We start from the raw sequence: 21,503 nt of genomic DNA on the forward strand, positions 1-21,503 counted from the left end.
ACTTCGACACGTCAAACGTTTTAGTAAATCTTCCTTAGAAAGGAGGTGATCCAGCCGCACCTTCCGATACGGCTACCTTGTTACGACTTCACCCCAATCATCTGTCCCACCTTAGGCGGCTGGCTCCAAAAGGTTACCTCACCGACTTCGGGTGTTACAAACTCTCGTGGTGTGACGGGCGGTGTGTACAAGGCCCGGGAACGTATTCACCGCGGCATGCTGATCCGCGATTACTAGCGATTCCAGCTTCATGTAGGCGAGTTGCAGCCTACAATCCGAACTGAGAACGGTTTTATGGGATTGGCTAAACCTCGCGGTCTCGCTGCCCTTTGTACCGTCCATTGTAGCACGTGTGTAGCCCAGGTCATAAGGGGCATGATGATTTGACGTCATCCCCACCTTCCTCCGGTTTGTCACCGGCAGTCATCTTAGAGTGCCCAACTGAATGCTGGCAACTAAGATCAAGGGTTGCGCTCGTTGCGGGACTTAACCCAACATCTCACGACACGAGCTGACGACAACCATGCACCACCTGTCACTCTGTCCCCCGAAGGGGAAAGCCCTATCTCTAGGGTTGTCAGAGGATGTCAAGACCTGGTAAGGTTCTTCGCGTTGCTTCGAATTAAACCACATGCTCCACCGCTTGTGCGGGCCCCCGTCAATTCCTTTGAGTTTCAGTCTTGCGACCGTACTCCCCAGGCGGAGTGCTTAATGCGTTAGCTGCAGCACTAAGGGGCGGAAACCCCCTAACACTTAGCACTCATCGTTTACGGCGTGGACTACCAGGGTATCTAATCCTGTTTGCTCCCCACGCTTTCGCGCCTCAGTGTCAGTTACAGACCAGAAAGTCGCCTTCGCCACTGGTGTTCCTCCAAATATCTACGCATTTCACCGCTACACTTGGAATTCCACTTTCCTCTTCTGCACTCAAGTTCCCCAGTTTCCAATGACCCTCCACGGTTGAGCCGTGGGCTTTCACATCAGACTTAAGGAACCACCTGCGCGCGCTTTACGCCCAATAATTCCGGACAACGCTTGCCACCTACGTATTACCGCGGCTGCTGGCACGTAGTTAGCCGTGGCTTTCTGGTTAGGTACCGTCAAGGTGCCGCCCTATTCGAACGGCACTTGTTCTTCCCTAACAACAGAGCTTTACGATCCGAAAACCTTCATCACTCACGCGGCGTTGCTCCGTCAGACTTTCGTCCATTGCGGAAGATTCCCTACTGCTGCCTCCCGTAGGAGTCTGGGCCGTGTCTCAGTCCCAGTGTGGCCGATCACCCTCTCAGGTCGGCTACGCATCGTTGCCTTGGTGAGCCGTTACCTCACCAACTAGCTAATGCGCCGCGGGTCCATCTGTAAGTGGTAGCTAAAAGCCACCTTTCAACATTTCCTCATGCGAGGAAATGAGTTATCCGGTATTAGCCCCGGTTTCCCGGAGTTATCCCAGTCTTACAGGCAGGTTACCCACGTGTTACTCACCCGTCCGCCGCTGATATCAGGGAGCAAGCTCCCATCAATCCGCTCGACTTGCATGTATTAGGCACGCCGCCAGCGTTCGTCCTGAGCCAGGATCAAACTCTCCGATAAAAGTTTGAATAGCTCTTTAAAAATAAATCTAGAATTAACGTTGACGTATTGTCTTGTTTTGTTCAGTTTTCAAGGTTCAATGTGTAAGCTCTTCGTTTAAGCGACTTTTTAATCTTATCAAGTTGACACTGTGTTGTCAACAACTTTTTTCGTTTTTTTAAGTCGCCACTGACCGCTCGTTGCCGTCGTTCAGCAGCGACATTTACTAATATACCAAGGTAGCAGATTGAAGTCAACGAAAAATTAATATTTTACTATAATTATTTCGCAGCCCGATAATAGCGATGATAAATACCCTGTCCTTTCGTCTCTACGTCGACGATTTCAACAAATCCTTTATCCGTTAAATATTCGATGAGCATGCTTAAATCAACGGAGTACTGTCTTGCTTCTGAATGATTAAGAAGATCCTGGAACGTCCAGTGTTCCTTTTGGCCAAGGATATCCAACAGATGCTCAGTCGAAACCTTCGTTCTTGAGTGGATGAGAAACTCACTTGCCAGAAACAATAGCTCCAGCCGTTTATCAATTTCTTCATCACTGGTAACGAGCTCTTCATATAGCTTATAAATCTCAGGTTCTATTTGCTTGACCTGGTTCCATACGGTTACCTCAGGATGGAACCCGTTTTCAATGACCGCCAGTCTCGCTAAATGATGCAATGAGTGGACGATGTGATTGTAAGCATCCAAATAATGCTTGCTTTCAAAGAATTCTTTACCGTCCATATATCGGCGGATCAATTTGGCAAATTCCATGCCCATTTTGATCTTTCTGCCATAGAAAGGGAAGTCTCGTAACTCGGTCTTAAGATTCTGGATAAACTCATTGCGGTCAAACAGGACTTTTCCATTGAACAGCCAATCGATCACTTTCCGGTTGGATCCGAGTAAGATCCACTCGTTCAGCTTGGCTTCTGTCACGATATGTAACGCTGCCTTTTGTTCTTTATAAGAATAATGCTTGATGAACACAGGCTCTTCCGCTTCCTTCACAATAAGGAACAGGACAATATCAAAGGTATCGGTCAAGGGACTTGATTTCTTGCTTTGTTCTATTAGAAGCGCTCCTAAAGTATTGGGGTGACTTGTACGCTCTTGGTATATCGGTCGTAAAATGTCTTCCATTTCATACTCCTCCACATCACTCATTGGTTGGTTACTATTTCGACATTCAAAGGGGATTTCCTTCTCTGAATATAGTCATTTTTCGACAAAATGGTTTCACATCCCTCTACTGTCAACAAATATGGTATAGTATTTTTTTAGGAGGGACAAACAAATGGCTAAGAAATATTCAAGTAAGATCAATAAAATCCGTACGTTTGCCTTAAGTTTAGTTTTCATCGGATTTATCATTATGTACGTCGGTATATATTTTAGAGAACATCCGTGGGTTATGACAACATTCATGCTACTGGGTTTTCTGGGAATCATCGGAAGTACGGTTGTCTACTTCTGGATCGGGATGCTGTCCACGAAGGCCGTACAGGTGACATGCCCCAATTGCGGTAAGGTCACCAAGGTCCTTGGGCGTGTAGATATGTGCATGTATTGTAACGAGCCCCTGACTCTTGACCCGAACCTTGAAGGGGAAGAATTCGATGAGGACTATAATAAAAGGAAAAGATAAAGCTGAATGAGAAAAGACCTTCAAGGTGGCTAACCCCAAAAGTTAGAGTTTTGTTATGCAGCTGATTGGATGGACTGAGTTCGGTATTCGACTGGACTAAGTCCATCCAATTTTTCTTTTGAACGTTCATGATTGTACCAGTGGATATATTCTTCAATCCGGCTTCTCAAATCCTCAAAGGTAACTAATTTTTCTCCATAATACATTTCCTGCTTCAAAACACCAAAAAAGTTTTCCATTACAGCGTTGTCTGCGCATGTAGCTTTCCGTGACATGCTTTGGAATACATTATTCTTCTTTAATGTCTTCACCCATTGATTGTGCTGGTAATGCCAGCCTTGATCAGAATGGATGGTGGTTCGATAGATTGCGTGATCTCTTATTATTTCTATCGTTTCATGTAAAGGTTCCGTGACTAGATCTAACGTGGGACGTTTCCTGATTCCGTACGCGATGATTTCTCCGTTATAGAGGTCAAGAATGGGATTTAAATATAACTTCTCTTCGTTTAGACATTTAAATTCTGTAATGTCAGTTACTAATTTTTGTAGAGGGACATGCGTGTTAAACCGGCGTGATAATCGGTTCTTTGCCACCTTTCCAACGTTCCCCTTATACGAATTGTATTTACGGGATTTCCGCATGAATTTTACACATTTCAATCCGATGTCTCGCATAATACGATATACTTTTTTATGATTGATATGATGACCTAATTTCTTTAATTCCTTCGTAATCCGTTTATACCCATAACGTTCATGAAATTTTTTAAATAGGGAAGTAATGAGTTCTTTTAATTCTGCATTTGAATCCTCTTTGTCAAAACCCTTCACATGATAGTGGTAGGTTGCTTCGGGAATCCCCACTACTTGAAAAATATCTTTTAATCGGAATCCTTCTTCTTTAAGTTCGAATGCGAGCTTGGCTTGTGCTTTTCGCGGAAGGCATTCGGATTCTCCCGAAAAGCTCTCAACTTTTTTAGGTACGCATTTTCCAATCGCAGTAATTCATTCTCGCGTTCTAATTCCTCTTCGCGTGTTACCTTTTTCTCTTCCTTCTTCTCCGATTTATTAGGTTTCTTAGACATAGAAGGTCTCCCCTTTAATTTAGGTTTCAGGCCATCTACTCCTTGTTCATTAAATATTTTCGTCCAAGAATGAATTAATGAAGGATTGTTCAGCTTAAATTGTTCCGCAGTTTCCTGATAAGAAGCGCCTGTCTCTAACATAAATAGTATCGTATCTAATTTAAATTGAACAGAGTACGCTTTGTTTATTTCTCTTCGCTTTATACCTTCTATTCCTTGTGTTTTATAAGCTCTTACCCAATCTAGTAGTGGTGTCTTAGAAGGTAGGTTATATTTTTTCGCCAATGATTTATATCCAAGATGGCCATCCAGATACTCGGTGACAAGTTTTAGTTTAAATTCTTCACTATATTTAGCCATAAAAACACCCCCAAAAGTTAGTTTTCTACTCTAACTTTTGGGGGTCGATACCCAACGGAAGGTCTTTTTTGATGCCTAAAATAAAAGAAGAATGGTTCTAATTTAGAACCATTCTTCTCTAATGTGTCTCCTTAACAGAACAGTCAGAGCACGTGCCGTAAATTTCCATACGATGGTTGTTCACCTTGAATCCCGTGACATGGGAAGCCAGTTGTTCCACTTCATCAAGTCCAGGGTAATGAAAGTCTACGATTTTTCCGCAGCCATCGCAAATGACATGATAATGATCGGTCGTCACAAAGTCAAAGCGACTGGAGGCATCCCCGTATGTCAGTTCTTTCACCAACCCTACTTCACGGAATACACGCAAATTATTATAAACGGTCGCCACACTCATGTTAGGGAATTTCCCTTCGAGCGCTTTATATATGTCATCGGCAGTTGGATGGGCCATTGAATCAATGAGATACTCTAATATCGCATGACGTTGAGGAGTGATACGGACTCCCGTTTCCTTCAATGTCGAAATCGCTTCTTTCAATTGTCCTTCTTCAGACATCGTCATGCACCTCTTTTCATAAGAATTATTATTTTATAATCTTTATAAATAGTGTACTAATCAACGGTCCATTTTGTCAATCTTTCACCCTGCTACTCGTGGAGGTTTTTCTCCTGCTCACCAAGCTGCTGGTTGATGTATCTGCCTGCTACGAAGAGGTAGTCAGAAAGCCGGTTCAGATACGAAAGGACTAATGGATTGATGTTTTCATCAATTCCTACAGCTTCTCTTTCAGCTCTCCTGACAATCGTTCTTGCTGTATGCAGGGCGGCACCGGCCGGTTGACCACCGGGAAGGATGAAGTTTCGTAGAGGTGTGAGAGATCCGTCCATCCTATCGATTTGATCTTCCAATTCCTTGATATGTGTTTCATCAAGCTTCCATTTCACTTCTTTTCCAGAGGGAGTAGCAAGTTCTGCCCCGACATGGAAAAGGATCGTTTGCACCTTGTGAAGAAACTCTTCGAACTCTTCTTTACCATCAAAGTATTCAGCCTTGATATAACTTAGACCAAGACCTATCATGGAGTTCGCTTCATCGCAGGTTCCGTAGGCCTCCACACGTTGATCCTTTTTCGATACGCGGGTTCCATATACCAGGGAAGTCGTCCCTTTGTCTCCAGATTTCGTATAAATTTTCATATTAATAACCCCTCTCTGCATCAATCACGTTAATAAAGTTATCCCTCTTATTACTATATGTAGATAAATTCTTTTTAAAGATTTCAAGTGCCCTTGGCATGTACTTTTTTGTAATGCTTGAAAGGTGGGGCGTCACTGTGATGCCTTCCGTTTTCCAAAAAGGATGATGTTCAGCTAACGGCTCTTGATCAAATACATCCAGATACATATGTTGAATCAACTTCTTTTCCATTACTTCAAGAAGGACGGATTCTTCAACAAGGTCACCCCGGCCAATATTGATGAATACAGCAGAATCCTTCATCTGTTCAAAATGATCAATGTCCAATATTCCTTTGGTTTGACTCGTACTCGGAAGCACCGAAACAATGTAATCGGCTTTCGGGAGCTGACCCCTGAATGTCTCCAAGGTGAACATGCTGTCAAAATTCTCCCCGGGTGATCCGGTAGAATTCACTCCACTTACGTTCATTTGAAATGCATTTGCCAGTCGGGCAATTTCCCCACCTATGGCCCCTGCTCCAAGAATAAGGAGAGACGCTTCATGAAGTTCAGTGGTAGGTAACCTTCTGCTCCACACGGCATCTTTTTCCTGCTCCCAAACTGACTGAAGCTGTTTCGCATGCTGAAGCATCAAGCCGATCGTGAACTCCGCCATGGGGATTTTGTGGATTCCCCTTGCATTGGTGACGAGGATCCCCCTTCTTTTTATTGCTTCAAACGGCATTTTTTCGAGTCCCGCCGACGTGACCATGATCCATTTGCATTTCTTGCTTCTTTCAATATGATCACTCGTTAAATCTTCCCCCATCGTGACGATCACTTCCGCATCGGGAAGCTCACTTTCCGCTTGGTTGATTTTTTTGTAAAAAAGGAACTCAACCCCGGGGAAGCTATTCGTTAAATCTGAAACGAATTCTTCTTTCGGTTGAAATGTAAAGATGATTTTCATGTAGTTGCCTCCCATCCCTATTGCCCATTATTTTACCATATAGGAGTGGATTCTCCCTAGTTTCGAGCATCCCCATGAGCATAAAAAAAGAGGATCGACCTGGTCGATCCTGCTACACGGATGAGACTGACTTATTTGAGGAGGTTGCCCTACTCTTACTATATGTCCTTACAGCTTTTGTGAATGGACAAAAGCCTCAAACCCGTTAAAATAGGCTTGAAAATAGGCTTAGGAAAGGTTTTCTTGAATATATTGAAGAGCCTCTTCGACATGCCCCTTCACTTTCACCTTCCGCCATTCCTTCGACAGGTTCCCTTCTTTATCAATGATGAAGGTGGAACGCTCGATCCCCATGTATTCTTTCCCGAAGTTTTTCTTCAGCTTCCATACGCCGTATTCCTCTGCCACTTTATGATCTTCATCTACCAGCAGAAGGAACGGGAGTCCATGCTTGTCCACGAATTTCTCATGTTTATCGACGGGATCCGGGCTCACCCCAAGGATGACGGCATCAAGCTCTTCAAAGTTCTCATGCTGATCCCTGAAATCACACGCTTGGGTTGTACACCCTGGTGTCATGTCCTTCGGATAGAAATAAAGGACCACGTTTTTTCCTTTGTAATCGGATAGCTTTACCTTTTCTCCATTGCTTGCCAGTAATTCGAATTCAGGTGCTTTTTGACCAACTGTCATACATTTTCCCCTCCTAATGATTATCGTTCTGACTTTAGCGTACCCAATAGGAGGGAAAAACTCAAACCATACGCTACTTGTTCTCATAGTGTAAAAACGACTTCACGACAAAGGCTGCCGGTATCGTATAGCCTAGCCAGGACTCGATAAGGGCGATCCCTCTCCCGATCCCCACAGGGGTTACATCTCCATAGCCAACCGAGAAGAGGGTGATGCCGCTGAAATACATTGTCGTGAAAAAATGATCGAGGAAGTCTCCGGAAAGCGGTCTCCCCGCCTCGACAAGAATTTGGATGCCCTCGATCTCAAGGAGCATGAATAATAATCCGAACCCGATCATGATCGTGATATAGCACATTCCCAAAAAGAGAAAATGATGAAGGGAAACATGGTGTTCTTTCCATCGTGAAGGATAAAATAATGCCCGCAGACTCATGACCATGCAAAAAAGAATGAAAAATCCAATGATATAAAGCATGTACATACCCTCTTTTTTCTGCTTGTCTTAGTATATGTACGCTTTTCATCGTGAAATCATTCTAGTTACCTGCTCCCCTGTACCGTTTCACACCTTCATTCCAAAGGACGATGGAAAAAATGAAAAAACCGATTCCGACAAATGGAGTCAGGAACGAATACGGATACCATTCCGTCTTTTCAAGGAAAAAGGCGGAAGGATATACGCCAACGAACGCAAAAGGAAGGATCCAGGTCAGTACAAACCGGATGACGCTATTGTAAATATCGACGGGATATCTTCCATAATTTCCGATATTGTACATCATCGGCATGATGGACGTTTTCGCATCCGACCAGAACGCAATGCTTGCAAGAGCAATGAAGATCCCTGCATAGACGAGGGCTCCCCCCAGGACAAATACGATGAATAGAACCGGCTCATACCATTCGAAGTTGATATCAAGCCTCCCACCTGCGTAGTACATGACGGCCATTCCCGTGATGACGCCAAAAAGGGACTCCAGCTCCATCCGCTCCAATATCACTTGAAATAAACTGTGGATGGGTCTCGTCAGGATCCGGTCGAACTCACCCTTCACTACATACCGGTCGTTAAAGTCCCAGATATTGAAGAAGGAACTGAACAGGGCGAACGGTACAAGGAAAAATCCATAGATGAATATTATTTCATCCCTTGTCCATCCGCTCAACAGCTGCGTGTGACCGAAAACAACAAGGATGAATACAAGATTGACAGCTTGAAATAGTAAATCGGATACTATCTCGACAATCAGATCCGCCCGGTACTGCAGCCTGATCTTCATGTATTGGGCGACATATTGAAAAAACATCTTCACATAAAACATCGGTCACCCTCCCTGTATGATCATTTGTTTTTTTGCCATGACCCAAAGCACTTTAATCGGTATAAGGAGTAGCAGCGACCAAAGACCCTGCATCATGATTGCATTGAAGGCTTCCGACGTGGTAAAGCCATTGGTGAAAATCATGCTCGGGACATAACTGATGCTTTGAAAGGGCAGATACTCCATCACGTTTTGGGCCCACAGGGGGAAAAAGTGAATCGGAAGAAGGAGTCCCGAGAATAAATCGATGACGACCCGTTTGGCCCTGATGAGACCGTCGTTATTAAATAAGAAAAAGGTTGTGATCCCTGTCAGCAAATTGATTTGGGTATTGATGATGAAACTGAAAAGGATCGAAATGGCGAATAATCCGATCGTGTCAAAGCCTGTCCCGATTTGGAGCGGGAAAATCAGGCTTACGATGAACATCCCGGGGAATGAGAAAAACACCAAACGGAAGACTCCCTCACCCAGCCCCTGCATCGTCTTCATGCCGAGATAGTTATAAGGCCTGATGAATTCAACGGCCACTTTCCCCTCTTTGATTTCCTGCGCAATTTCACGATCAATATTATTAAAATAAAATGCCCTGGCCATCCACGATACGGCCACATAGGTCGTCATCTGAATGATTGATAATCCTTCAATATCCTGCTTTCCACCATAAATGGCCTGCCACAGGAAATAGTACGCACCGATATTGATACTGTAAATCAAGATTCCACTATAATAATTCGTGCGGTAGGCAAGCATCATCAGAAATCGGATGCGAATCATTTCGATATACTTAGCCATGTTCCTTCACCCCGCACACGAGCAGACTCACAGTTTGTTTTCCTCCACTCAACTTGTCACAGCCCCTTTTTCATAGATGTTTCGGATGATTTCCTCAGTAGTCGTTTCTTCTATCTTCATATCTTTCACTTTGAAGTTTGCCACGACATCTGTAATGAGCTGTGAGATGACTTCTTCATCGGCTTCCGTTATCGCAGCATAGGATTGCTTTTTCTCATCAAAACTCCAGGAAATGTTCTCATTTTTAGTAAGATCCGATAAAGCAGACAGAGAGATTTCATCCAGAAATTGAAAGACGACTTCTTTCTGATCTCCCCAGTTTTCTTTCAGCCGACTCAGTTCACCATCGTAAATGATCTTCCCTTCATCGAGCATCACGACCCGTTCACACAACGCTTCGATATCGGATAAATCGTGGGTCGTAAGTAAAATGGTTGTATTGTATTTCTCATTGATTTCCTTTAAGAACTGACGGATTTTCAACTTTACGAGTACATCCAATCCGATTGTCGGTTCATCCAGGAAGAGCAGTGGTGGATTATGGACAAGTGCGGCGGCGAGTTCACACCTCATCCGCTGTCCCAGGGATAACTTACGGACAGGTTTGTCCAGGAGCGGAGCGATATCCAGGGTTTCAATCACATGATCCATATGCTCCTTGTATTGTTGATCCGGCACTTTATACACCTTTTTCAGCAGTTGAAAGGACTCCTGCACGGCAATATCCCACCAAAGCTGGGAACGCTGGCCGAATACGACACCGATCGTCTGTACGAACTTCTCCCGGTCCCGATGGGGATTCATCCCATTGACGGTTAACTCTCCCCCGGTCGGAGTCAGGATACCCGTCAGCATTTTGATGGTGGTCGACTTCCCGGCCCCATTTTCACCAATATAACCGACCATCTCCCCCTGCTTCACATTAAATGAAATATCGTTCACCGCCGGAACGACTTTATAATTACGCGTAAATAAATCCCTGAAGGCACCCTTCAGCCCTGATCGACTGGAAAAAGCCTTGAATTCTTTACGCAAATGATTCACTTCAATTGCGTTCATCTTGCGTCCTCCTACATTCTTTTAAAATAGGTTTGTCTTTTAGAAACAAAGAATAGTGTACCACAGTAGGCTGATTCTCTTTGAACAGTCTGCTTGAAATTTAGTGTACCCATCGATTCCCTATTTGCTAAAGTGGAAAAGACCGTACTACAATAGAAGGGTGGTTCATAGACAAATACACATTAACCGGGAGGAAAATATGAAATTCACTGAATCAGAAACTTTACATACAGAAGCATTGGAGCATATAGTCGGAGGCGTGAACAGCCCATCCCGATCCTATAAAGCAGTCGGCGGCGGATCACCTGTTGCCATGGAAAGAGGAAAAGGCGCATATTTCTGGGACGTGGACGGGAACAAATATATCGATTATCTGGCTGCATACGGTCCCATCATCACGGGACATGCCCACCCTCATATCACCGAAGCGATCACAAGAGCGGCGGAAAACGGTGTCCTTTATGGAACTCCTACCCGCCACGAAGTGAAATTTGCGAAAATGATCAAAGAAGCCATGCCTTACATGGACAAAGTCCGCTTCGTCAATTCAGGTACCGAAGCCGTGATGACCACGATCCGTGTGGCAAGAGCCTATACAGGGAAAGACAAGGTCATCAAGTTCGCGGGCTGTTACCACGGCCACTCTGATCTGGTACTGGTTGCAGCCGGTTCCGGTCCGTCAACGCTCGGAACGCCGGATTCTGCAGGGGTTCCGAAAAGCATCGCCCAGGAAGTCATCACTGTTCCATTCAATGACATCGAGCCGTTTAAAGAAGCGATGGAAAAATGGGGAGATCAAATCGCTGCTGTCCTTGTGGAACCGATCGTCGGAAACTTCGGGATCGTGGAACCGAAGGAAGGCTTCCTCGAGCAGGTAAATGAAATCGCCCATGCTTCCCATTCCCTTGTCATCTATGATGAAGTCATCACAGCATTCCGCTTTACTTACGGCGGTGCCCAGGACATGCTGAAGGTAAAACCTGACTTGACTGCACTCGGAAAAATCATCGGCGGAGGACTTCCGATCGGAGCGTACGGCGGGAAGAAAGAAATCATGGAACAGGTGGCACCACTCGGACCTGCCTACCAGGCTGGAACGATGGCCGGAAACCCAGCCTCCATCCTTTCAGGGATTGCCTGTCTGGAAGTATTAAAAGAAGACGGCGTGTACGAGAAATTAGATCAACTTGGGGATATGCTTGAAAAAGGGATTTTAGCTGCGGCAGAAAAGCATAACACCCCCATCTCTATCAACAGGCTGAAGGGAGCCCTCACTCTCTATTTCACAACGGAAAAAGTGGAGAACTATGAACAGGCTGAAGCAACCGATGGAGAAATGTTTGCGAAGTTCTTCAAACTTATGCTTAATCAGGGCATCAATCTTGCTCCATCTAAATATGAAGCTTGGTTCCTGACGACGGCTCATACCGAAGAGGATATCAAGGTAACACTCGAAGCTGTAGACCGTGCCTTTGCACAGCTGTAAACACAATCAATAGACTGCATGCCACAAGCGTGCAGTCTTTTTTTGAGATATCATACTATTTCTCTACCTTATCGCATTTCTATGGTTTTTGTGGAAGAACGATTGTTTATTCCCCTTTATAAAAAGGTACATATTTTGTAAAAACTTATTCGAATTTGCCTATTGATATTACTTGTAAGTACATGTATAGTACAGTATTGTTTATTAAAACGTTACACAAGAAAGGACTCTAATTCCATGAAACTTGGTGCTCGCATCCTTAAAACGGGAATTGCGATTGTATTAGCATTACTTGTATCCCAGCTGCTAGGCATACCTTCTCCGGTGTTTGCTGGAATCGCGGCGGTCTTTGCCGTCCAGCCCACCATTTATCGTTCTTATCTATCCATCATCGAACAAATTCAGGGTAACCTGATCGGGGCCGGGATTGCTGTCATATTTGTACTATTATTCGGAAGCAATCCATTGATTGTGGGTCTCGCTGCTGTTATCGCCATTGCTATCATTCTAAAATTAAAGCTGCAGAACACAATCGGCCTTGCTCTGGTGACGATGATTGCGATCATGGAAGTGACGGATCAGGACTTCATCCAGTTTGCCTTCATCCGTTTCTCCACCATCATGATCGGGGTCTTTTCATCATTCCTGGTGAATCTTGTCTTCCTGCCGCCAAAATATGAAACCAAGCTTTATCATAAAGTATCCGATTCAACGGAGGAAATCCTGAAGTGGATCAGGTTAAGTATGAGACATGCAACGGAGTTCCACCTTTTGAAAAAGGATCTGGAACGCATTAAAGAAAAGTTGATAAAGGTCGACCAACTGTATCTTCTATATAAAGAGGAACGGGATTATTTCAAGAAAAATTCGATTGTCAAAAGCCGGAAGCTCGTGATCTTCAGACAAATGATATCTTCAACCAATCGGAGTTTTGAAATATTGAAGCGCCTCAACCGCTATGAAAACGAAATCTATCAATTGCCCGACGAATTGCGGGTCGTCATTAAAAATCAACTCGATTGTTTACTGACCTATCATGAACAACTGCTATTGAAGTTCCTTGGCAAGATGCATCCCCATGCAGAATCGGAAGCCCAGCAGGATGTATGCCTGCACCGGAAAGAATTGATGAGGATCATGCTTGAAGAGGTCAATCATCATACAAAGGATGATAACATCCATAATTTCCATCTGCTTCATATTTTCTCTGCCATTTTTGAATACGATGAACATCTGGAGCATTTGGAAAAACTGATTACAAGTTTTCAGTCGTATCATAAAGAGGATAACGAGGTAATGATCGGGGAAGAAGAAGAATAAATGAAAAAACGGAGCAAAGACTGATGTCCTTTGCTCCGTTTTTTATTAGTTTTTCATTTTTGGATCCAGCGCATCCCGGAGTCCATCCCCCATCAGGTTGAAGCCTAATACAGTCAGCATGATGGCGAGTCCCGGGAAGATCATCGTCCAAGGGGCCTGAAGCATATACTGTCTTGCATCGGACAGCATTTTTCCCCATTCAGGTTCAGGTGCCTGGGCTCCAAGACCAAGGAAACCAAGTGCTGCCGCTTCAATGATGGCCGTCGCAATGGCAAGTGTTCCCTGCACGATGATCGGAGCCATACTATTCGGCAGTACATGACTGAAAAGAATCCTGAAGTCGCTCATCCCGATTGCTTTTGCAGCCATGACATACTCTTCCTGCTTCACACTCAGTACCCGTGAACGGATGAGTCGACCGAAATTCGGTATATTGATGATGGCAATGGCAATCAATGCATTTCGGAGTGACGGCCCAAGTGCTGCCACAACAGCGATTGCAAGCAGGATACTTGGAAAGGCAAGCATAATGTCAAAAATACGGGAAATGATCGTATCGACCCATCTGCCATAATAACCCGCTACAATCCCCAGTAAACTACCGATCACGGAAGAACCTATGACGGCGAAGAAACCGACCCATAACGAGATACGCGCACCATGGATGATACGTGATAAAATATCCCGTCCAAAATCATCCGTCCCCAACCAATGTTCTGAGGACGGTGCCTGCAGTCGTTTGGATAAATCCTGCTCATTGATCCCCTGGGGTGCAATGAGTGGTGCTGCAATCGCCAGGATGACAAAGAACAGGACGATACAAAATCCGACTAAAGCAATTTTATTCTTTGTGAAGCTTTTCCAGGCTTCCTTCCAGGGAGAAACCGTTTCTTCTTCCAGGGAAGGATGAAGCTCCTTTTGCGGTTCTGCTAATTCTGCCATGAGAGTTCACCTCTTTCTTCATTGATGTTAGTTGTATTTAATACGCGGATCGACAGCCGCATACAGTAAGTCGACAATCAAGTTAATCGTAACAAAGATGGTGGCGACAACCAGGATTCCTGATTGAACGACTGGGTAATCACGGTAACCGATCGCTTCGTATATATAACGTCCGATTCCAGGCCAGCCGAAGATGGTCTCGGTCAAGATCGCACCACCGAGTAGAAGACCCATCTGTAAACCAATGACGGTCAGCACCGGGATGATGGCATTTTTCAAAGAATGCTTGTACACGACCCAGAACATTTTCAATCCCTTGGCACGGGCTGTGCGAATATAATCCGAACGCATAACTTCCAACATACTTGAGCGTGTCATCCGGGCAATAATGGCCATCGGGATGGTCGCTAAGGCAATCCCCGGCAGAATGATGTGCTTCAATACGTCACCAAGCTGATCGAAACGGCCCTGCATGATTGTATCGAGAATATAGAAGTTGGTTATTGAATCAACGGGATTCCGTATATTTTCCCTTCCAGTTGTAGGCAGGATGTCAAGCTGGATACCGAATGTCCATTGCTCCATCAGTCCTAACCAGAAGATCGGCATGGAAACACCGATAAGAGCCAGGATCATGGCCGTATAGTCGAACCAGGAGTTTTGGAACCATGCACTGATGATCCCTGCGTTCACACCTATGACAATGGCGATGATGATGGCCACGATGGCAAGCTCAGCTGTAGCGGCCAGATAAGGCCAGATTTCGGTTGAAACTTCCGTCTTCGTTCGCAGGGAGCTCCCTAAATCCCCGGTCAATAATCCTTTTAAATAATCAATGTATTGGATATACCAGGCATTATCGAGACCGAGCTGATCCCTTAATGCTGCAACGGCTTCCTTCGTAGCCTGCTGCCCCAGTATCACCTGAGCGGGATCTCCCGGAATGGCACGGATGATCGAAAAAACGATAAGAGTCATCCCGAGTAATACGGGAATGAGCTGCAGTAGTCGACGAATGGTGTATTGGAACATTTTGTTCACCTCTCTGTGTGGAGATTCTGATTTCGATAAAAATAATATGATTGCTTGTCGGGGCTGTTCAAGCCGCTTCCGCTTTTCTTCTTGTCCAGCTCCGCCTCCTAGCCCCTCGAGGTCATTTCCAATCAATCAGTTGAGGGCAAAAAACGCCCTCATCTACTTGCTCGGAAATGCTTGTCGGGGCTAAACAGTCGGCTCCGCTTTTCTATGTACAAAGGGGAGAAATCTTAGATATCTCCCCTTTGGTTTGTTGCTTATTACTCCATGTCCACTGCGCCTAACCAGTCGGAACCGGTTGGATGCGGCTTGAAGTTTTTAAGTGCTGCGCTTCCTGCAAGCAGTGGTGTAGAGTGAGCAAGTGGTACCCATGGAGCATCCTCATGGATGATTTCCTGGGCTTTCTTGTACAGCTCTTCACGTTTTCCAGGATCTACTTCGGTTTGGGCATCGATCAGGATTTTGTGTACCTCATCGTTTTTGTAGTAAGAGTAGTTGTTGCTTCCAATATTGTCTTGATCAAGTAAAACATATAGGAAGTTATCAGCGTCTCCATTATCCCCGGTCCAGCCGAGTAAGAATGCATCCGCTTCTCCATTTTTCGCTTTTTCAAGGTAAGTCGCCCACTCGTAAGATACGATTTTGGCTTTTACTCCTACTTCAGCAAGATCCGCTTGAATCGCTTCAGCAACTTTTTGGCCGTCCGGCATGTATGGACGTGGTACAGGCATTGCCCATAGCTCCATATCAAATCCGTCTTTCAGACCCGCTTCAGCAAGAAGTTCCTTCGCTTTTTCAGGGTTGTACTCATAAGGCTCGATATCATCATTGTATCCGCCGATTACCGGAGGCATCGGGTTTTTGGCCATTTCCGCTTTTCCTTCGAAGAATGCATCAATGATCTCCTGCTTGTTGATGGCATAATTGATCGCCTGACGTACTTTAGGATTATCAAAAGGTTTACGCGTAGATGTTAAACCTAAGTATCCAACGTTCATGGATGGACGTTCGAATAATTGCAGGTTGTCATCACCTTCAACTTTGCTTGCGTCACTTGGGTTTACACCATCAGCAAGATCGATTTCACCTGAAATCAGCGCATTCAGACGGGCTGAGTTTTCAGGGATCGATTTGAATACCACTTGATCTAATTTTGGTAGATCTTTATTCCAGTAGTCTTCATTTTTCTCGATGACGATTTTGTCATTACGCTTCCACTCAACAAATTTGAAAGGACCAGTCCCCGCATCTGTCGGCGCTTCAGCAAGCTTGTCACCCAGTTCATCAATTGCTTTCGGGCTTACGATCGCAAATGGGCTCATGGCAATGTTTTTCAAGAATGGTGCTTGAGGACGCTTTAATACGAATTCGACCGTCATGTCGTCAGCCGCTTTCACTTCTTTGATCACGTGACCTTCATCACCTTTAAAACCGCCAAACATAGAACCGTAGTAAGGGAATTGATCTGCATTCCCGTTCATCCAGCGTTCGAAGTTCTTCACAACGGCTTCTGCATTGAAATCTGTGCCGTCCTGGAATTTCACTCCCTCACGCAGCATGAATTTGTAGTTCAACCCATCATCGGATACTTCCCACTTTTCAGCTAATCCCGGGTTTACTTCTGTATCCTGCTCTCCGAATTTAACAAGTGTTTCGAAGATGTTTTTCGTTACTTTAAATGATTCCCCGTCCGTTACTGTTCCCGGATCAAGAGCGACAGAGTCTCCCCCGCGACCGAAGATCAATACTTTGGGATCTCCATTATCTCCACTGTTGCCGCTGTCACCTGATGATTTTTCATCTCCTCCACATCCGTAAAGCGCGGATGATACGAGCAGGATGAGCAGCATTAAAATTGACCAGCTTTTTTTTTTCAACTAAATCCCCTCCTGAATAATGTTTATATACTTATGAGACTTGTCTTCTAGTAAAGATGACAAGCTACATAATGCCCTGGTTGGTGTTCCTTGAATTCCGGCACTTTCTGTTTGCAGATGTCCGTTGCATGCGGGCACCTGGTATGGAATGTGCAGCCGCTAGGTGGATTGGACGGACTCGGGATGTCCCCCTGTAAGAGAATGGTTTCCCTTTTGAAATCCGGATCCGGTACGGGTACCGCCGACAGGAGCGCCTGGGTGTATGGATGAAGAGGCTTTTCATAGAGATTCTCACTATCGCTCAGCTCCACCATTTTTCCGAGATACATAACTCCCACACGGTCGCTTATATGTCTGACTACACCGAGATCATGTGCGATGAATATATAGGTTAGTCCGAATTCTTTTTGTAGATCCTGCATCAGATTCAATACCTGGGACTGAATGGATACGTCCAGGGCCGACACAGGCTCATCGGCTATGATGAGTTTCGGCTTCGTCATGAGCGCCCTGGCAATCCCGATCCTCTGCCTTTGTCCTCCGCTGAATTGATGCGGATAACGTTTAGCATGATAGCTGCTTAAGCCGACGATGTTGAGGAGTTCATGAACCCTTTCTTTTCTTTCCTTGGCAGAACCCATTCCATGAACCTTGAGTGGTTCTTCGAGGATCTTTTCTACCGTATGTCTGGGATTCAAGGATGCAAAAGGATCCTGAAAGACCATTTGCATCTCCCGGCGAATCTTCCTCATGTCCGAGTTTGATAGACTTGTAAGCTCACGGTCTTCAAATGTCACTTTGCCTTCGGATGGGTCGATGAGTCTCATGAGCATCCTGCCCGTCGTCGACTTCCCACATCCACTTTCCCCTACGATTCCAAGGGTTTCTCCTTTATTGACGGTAAAAGAAACCCCGTCCACCGCTTTAACAGAACTGACTGGTCGTCCAAGGATCCCCCCTGTTATCGGGAAATGTTTCTTAAGATTCTCAACCTTTAGCAACGGTTCCGTCATAAACTCCCTCCTCCGCTTCATCGAACAGGAAGCATCGTGTGCAATGTCCTTGTGATGTTTCATATAATTCCGGTGTTTCCACTAAACAGCGATCGAATGCTGCATCACAGCGGGCTGCAAATCGACAGCCTGTCTTGATCGATCCCGGCTTTGGAACATTCCCCTGGATCGAGTGAAGTCGCTGCTGCTTGATGCGCATGTCGGGTACTGATTGTATCAGGCCTTTCGTGTAAGGATGCTGAGGGTTCTTGAAGATTTCTTCAACAGTGCCCTCTTCCACCACCTTGCCTGAGTACATGACAACGACCCGTTCACACGTTTCTGCCACAACCCCTAAATCATGTGTGATCAGGAGTACGGCTGTGTTCAGTTCCTTATTTAACCGCTTCATTAATTTTAAAATTTGGGCCTGGATTGTCACGTCCAATGCCGTTGTAGGTTCGTCTGCTATCAGGACGCGGGGATCGCACACCATCGCCATGGCGATCATGACCCTTTGCCTCATCCCTCCGGATAATTGGTGAGGGTATTCCTTGATTAATTCTTCAGATCTCGGCAAGCCGACCATCTTCATGATGTCGACGGCCTTTTCCCTTGCCTGTTTCTTTCCTACTTTCGTATGTATGCGTATTGCTTCGATTAATTGATCTCCTATGGTAAAGACGGGGTTCAACGATGTCATCGGTTCCTGGAAAATCATCGCTATGTCATTGCCCCGGATATCTCTCATCCGCTTTTCGGAAGCCTGTGTCAGGTCTTCATCTTTATAAAGGATTTTTCCGCCGACGATTTTCCCTGGCGGCTTTGGTACGAGACCCATGATGGATAAGGAAGTGACACTTTTCCCGCATCCACTTTCCCCGACAATCCCGAGCACCTCCCCTTCGTTCACATGAAAACTGACTCCATCGACTGCAGGAACTTCTCCATCATCCGTAAAAAAGGAGGTCCTTAAATCTTCCACTTTCAGTAAAGGACGCTGTTCGCTCATTCAAATCCTCCTCTTCGAAACTATCTCTCTTTTCTTAATAGTGCTTATTTTCTAAATTTTTATATGTCTCTTATTATACAAGATGTTACAAATGTTGCAATCCATTTTCAGAATTTTTCTACAAGAAGTTGATATTCCCACTTCCATTCAATATATGTCCAATTAACCCTTTCATTCCTTCCATATAAAGTTATTTAGCACTACTTTATTCATGACACACCTGAAATAAGTTTGATATGTTTTTTTGAAACACAAAAAAAGTCATGACATTTATCACAGGAATCGTGATATGTCATGACTTTCATTCTTATTGGTCAAGTTGTTGCACTTGGAAGAGTTTGTAGTAGTGACCTTGCTTCTTCATTAAATCTTCGTGTGTCCCCATTTCGACAACTTCCCCATGCTCCATGTGGATGATCCGGTCCGCGTGAGTGATCGTGGATAGTCGATGGGCCACAATAAAGGTCGTCCGGTCTTTTGCCAGGACTTCAAGGGATTCCTGGATGAGGTGTTCGCTTTCTAAATCAAGGGCAGAAGTCGCTTCATCCAGGATGAGGATCGGCGGATTCTTCAGGAATACCCTTGCAATCGCCACCCTTTGCTTCTGACCGCCTGACAGCTTCACGCCACGCTCCCCTACGCGGGTATCGTAGCCTTGGGGCAATTTCATGATGAAGTCATGGGCATTCGCCGCTTTCGCCGCCTCGATGACCTCTTCATCCGTCGCTTCGGGATTACCGAACTTAATATTCATCTTGACGGACTCACTGAAGAGAATATTGTCCTGCAGTACCATCCCGATGTTGTCCCGCAAAGATCTCACCTGGAACCTCCTGATGTCCGTTCCGTCTAAAAGGATTTCCCCTTCGGTTACATCATAGAAGCGGGGGATCAGACTAACGAAGGATGATTTCCCCCCGCCGCTCATACCGACCAGCGCAACGGTTTCCCCCGTCCTGATATCCAGGTTGAGGTTCCGGAGCACTCTCTCTTCATCCGTTTCATAACGGAAAGAGACATTGTTGAACTGGATATCTCCCTGTACATTTTCACAAGGAACCGCGCCCGGCTCATCATCGATATCATACTTTTCATCCATGAATTCAAAGACACGATCCATGGAAGCAATCGATTGAGTCAGTGTTGTAGATGAATTCACCAGTCGTCTGAGCGGGCCATACAGGCGGTCGATATACGCAATGAATGCAGCCATCGTACCAATGGTAAGGTCTCCATTGATCACTTGCAGCCCGGCATAACCAATGATGATCAACGGGGAGATATCCGTGATCGTATTGACGACCGCAAACGCCTTCGCATTCCAGCTTGTCTGCTTTAAAGCCTTCGTAAGGAAATTATGATTCTGATCCTGGAATTGCTTCTGTTCATAATCTTCAACAGCAAAGCTCTTGATGACAGCCATCCCCTGGACCCGTTCATGCAGATGGCTTTGAACTTCTGCAAGCGCCTGGGAGCGATCTCTGGTCAAGCCCCTGAGCCTGCCGAAGAAATAGCGGACACTGAAGGCGTAGAATGGAAAAGCGATGAGAGACACAAGGGTGAGCGATACATCCATCGTGAACATGATGGACAAGGCAATCACAATGGTGGCCGCATCCAGCCAAAGATTCATCAGCCCGGTGATGACGAAATTCTTCGTCTGCTCCACGTCATTGATGACCCTTGAAATGACTTCCCCCGCCCTTGTATTCGAATAGTACTTAAAGCTTAGCCGCTGAATATGCGAGAAAAGATAATCCCTCAAATCATACAGGATCTTGTTGCCTGTCCACTGTGCAAAGTACTGCCTGTAATATTCCACCGGCGGCCTCACAAGGAGGAACAGGACGAGCATGATTCCCATGATCATGAGCAGCTGACTTGTCTTCTCATCGGCTGTCAGTCCTTTAGCCCCGACGATATCATCAATGACATACTTGATTAATACGGGGATCAATAAAGGGATGGTGAATTTAATGATGCCTATAATTAATGTACCTATGATCTGCCACTTATAAGGTTTGACAAACTGAAGGTACCGTTTGATACTATCCAAGTGATTACTCCTTTCTAAGGTGTATGCGTTTAGTTTACCCCAATAAAAAGGGGTGACCCTGTACGGAAAGAAGCACTGCAGCTCCCCCTG

The 21,503-nt window shown here is 45.2% G+C and carries 20 protein-coding genes and 1 rRNA gene; 3 read left to right on the top strand and 18 right to left on the bottom strand.

Features of this window, described 5'->3' with window-relative positions; genetic code table 11:
- Window positions 1–38: 38 nt before the first annotated feature.
- A 16S ribosomal RNA gene (locus tag N5C46_RS07950) occupies window positions 39–1,590 on the bottom strand.
- A 260-nt stretch (window positions 1,591–1,850) separates the two neighbouring features.
- The gene (locus N5C46_RS07955; RefSeq protein WP_261751582.1) at window positions 1,851–2,717 is read right to left on the bottom strand and encodes a nucleotidyltransferase-like protein; all 867 of its coding nucleotides are present in this window, start codon (window positions 2,715–2,717) and stop codon (window positions 1,851–1,853) included.
- 154 nt (window positions 2,718–2,871) lie between these two features.
- Here N5C46_RS07955 and N5C46_RS07960 point away from each other — a divergent pair, with 154 nt between their 5' ends.
- The gene (locus N5C46_RS07960) at window positions 2,872–3,222 is read left to right on the top strand and encodes a YgzB family protein (protein WP_034762624.1); all 351 of its coding nucleotides are present in this window, start codon (window positions 2,872–2,874) and stop codon (window positions 3,220–3,222) included.
- A 53-nt stretch (window positions 3,223–3,275) separates the two neighbouring features.
- Here N5C46_RS07960 and N5C46_RS07965 read toward each other — a convergent pair whose 3' ends face one another.
- The 10 genes from N5C46_RS07965 to N5C46_RS08010 all read right to left on the bottom strand — a co-directional run bounded on the left by N5C46_RS07965 (window position 3,276) and on the right by N5C46_RS08010 (window position 10,693).
- Window positions 3,276–4,220, bottom strand: a complete 945-nt coding sequence (locus N5C46_RS07965; protein WP_336275584.1) for an IS3 family transposase — start codon at window positions 4,218–4,220, stop codon at window positions 3,276–3,278.
- Window positions 4,106–4,669, bottom strand: coding sequence for a transposase (locus N5C46_RS07970; RefSeq protein ID WP_261749724.1), 564 nt, complete (start codon window positions 4,667–4,669; stop codon window positions 4,106–4,108). Before N5C46_RS07970 ends, N5C46_RS07965 begins: the two co-directional genes overlap by 115 nt.
- A gap of 118 nt (window positions 4,670–4,787) precedes the next feature.
- Window positions 4,788–5,228, bottom strand: a complete 441-nt coding sequence (gene perR, locus N5C46_RS07975) for a peroxide-responsive transcriptional repressor PerR (RefSeq protein ID WP_371928721.1) — start codon at window positions 5,226–5,228, stop codon at window positions 4,788–4,790.
- Window positions 5,229–5,320: 92 nt separating this feature from the next.
- Window positions 5,321–5,869, bottom strand: a complete 549-nt coding sequence (locus N5C46_RS07980) for a cob(I)yrinic acid a,c-diamide adenosyltransferase (RefSeq protein WP_261751583.1) — start codon at window positions 5,867–5,869, stop codon at window positions 5,321–5,323.
- A 1-nt stretch (window position 5,870) separates the two neighbouring features.
- Window positions 5,871–6,821, bottom strand: a complete 951-nt coding sequence (locus tag N5C46_RS07985; protein ID WP_261751584.1) for a D-2-hydroxyacid dehydrogenase — start codon at window positions 6,819–6,821, stop codon at window positions 5,871–5,873.
- Between the two features lie 228 nt (window positions 6,822–7,049).
- Window positions 7,050–7,514: a thioredoxin-dependent thiol peroxidase gene (gene bcp, locus N5C46_RS07990; RefSeq protein WP_261751585.1), complete on the bottom strand. Its 465-nt coding sequence runs from the start codon at window positions 7,512–7,514 to the stop codon at window positions 7,050–7,052.
- A gap of 73 nt (window positions 7,515–7,587) precedes the next feature.
- On the bottom strand, window positions 7,588–7,992 hold the full coding sequence (locus N5C46_RS07995) for an ion channel (protein ID WP_060673410.1): 405 nt from the start codon (window positions 7,990–7,992) through the stop codon (window positions 7,588–7,590).
- A gap of 61 nt (window positions 7,993–8,053) precedes the next feature.
- Complete coding sequence (locus N5C46_RS08000; protein WP_261751586.1) at window positions 8,054–8,839, bottom strand: ABC transporter permease; 786 nt, start codon at window positions 8,837–8,839, stop codon at window positions 8,054–8,056.
- A gap of 3 nt (window positions 8,840–8,842) precedes the next feature.
- Window positions 8,843–9,634 carry an ABC transporter permease gene (locus tag N5C46_RS08005; protein WP_261751587.1) on the bottom strand — a complete coding sequence of 264 codons (792 nt, stop codon included), beginning with the start codon at window positions 9,632–9,634 and terminating at the stop codon, window positions 8,843–8,845.
- Between the two features lie 48 nt (window positions 9,635–9,682).
- Entirely contained in the window at window positions 9,683–10,693 is a 1,011-nt protein-coding gene (locus N5C46_RS08010) for an ABC transporter ATP-binding protein (RefSeq protein ID WP_034762604.1), read from the bottom strand.
- A 199-nt stretch (window positions 10,694–10,892) separates the two neighbouring features.
- On the opposite strand from N5C46_RS08010, the gene N5C46_RS08015 reads away from it, so the two are divergent.
- Window positions 10,893–12,179, top strand: coding sequence for a glutamate-1-semialdehyde 2,1-aminomutase (locus N5C46_RS08015; protein WP_261751588.1), 1,287 nt, complete (start codon window positions 10,893–10,895; stop codon window positions 12,177–12,179).
- A 237-nt stretch (window positions 12,180–12,416) separates the two neighbouring features.
- Window positions 12,417–13,499, top strand: coding sequence for an FUSC family protein (locus N5C46_RS08020; protein ID WP_034762600.1), 1,083 nt, complete (start codon window positions 12,417–12,419; stop codon window positions 13,497–13,499).
- Window positions 13,500–13,544: 45 nt separating this feature from the next.
- On the opposite strand, the gene nikC is transcribed toward N5C46_RS08020, so the two are convergent.
- The 6 genes from nikC to N5C46_RS08050 all read right to left on the bottom strand — a co-directional run bounded on the left by nikC (window position 13,545) and on the right by N5C46_RS08050 (window position 21,413).
- Window positions 13,545–14,441: a nickel transporter permease gene (gene nikC, locus N5C46_RS08025; protein WP_034762597.1), complete on the bottom strand. Its 897-nt coding sequence runs from the start codon at window positions 14,439–14,441 to the stop codon at window positions 13,545–13,547.
- Between the two features lie 27 nt (window positions 14,442–14,468).
- Window positions 14,469–15,473 (bottom strand): ABC transporter permease, encoded by a 1,005-nt coding sequence (locus N5C46_RS08030; protein WP_034762595.1) that lies wholly within the window; start codon window positions 15,471–15,473, stop codon window positions 14,469–14,471.
- A gap of 263 nt (window positions 15,474–15,736) precedes the next feature.
- The gene (locus N5C46_RS08035) at window positions 15,737–17,326 is read right to left on the bottom strand and encodes an ABC transporter substrate-binding protein (protein ID WP_261752309.1); all 1,590 of its coding nucleotides are present in this window, start codon (window positions 17,324–17,326) and stop codon (window positions 15,737–15,739) included.
- A 74-nt stretch (window positions 17,327–17,400) separates the two neighbouring features.
- Complete coding sequence (locus N5C46_RS08040) at window positions 17,401–18,366, bottom strand: ABC transporter ATP-binding protein (protein WP_061810824.1); 966 nt, start codon at window positions 18,364–18,366, stop codon at window positions 17,401–17,403.
- Complete coding sequence (locus tag N5C46_RS08045) at window positions 18,341–19,357, bottom strand: ABC transporter ATP-binding protein (RefSeq protein WP_061810823.1); 1,017 nt, start codon at window positions 19,355–19,357, stop codon at window positions 18,341–18,343. Before N5C46_RS08045 ends, N5C46_RS08040 begins: the two co-directional genes overlap by 26 nt.
- A gap of 307 nt (window positions 19,358–19,664) precedes the next feature.
- Window positions 19,665–21,413, bottom strand: a complete 1,749-nt coding sequence (locus N5C46_RS08050) for an ABC transporter ATP-binding protein (RefSeq protein WP_261751589.1) — start codon at window positions 21,411–21,413, stop codon at window positions 19,665–19,667.
- Window positions 21,414–21,503 lie beyond the last annotated feature (90 nt).

Source organism: Rossellomorea vietnamensis (assembly GCF_025398035.1).
Classification (GTDB): Bacteria; Bacillota; Bacilli; order Bacillales; family Bacillaceae_B; genus Rossellomorea; species Rossellomorea vietnamensis_B.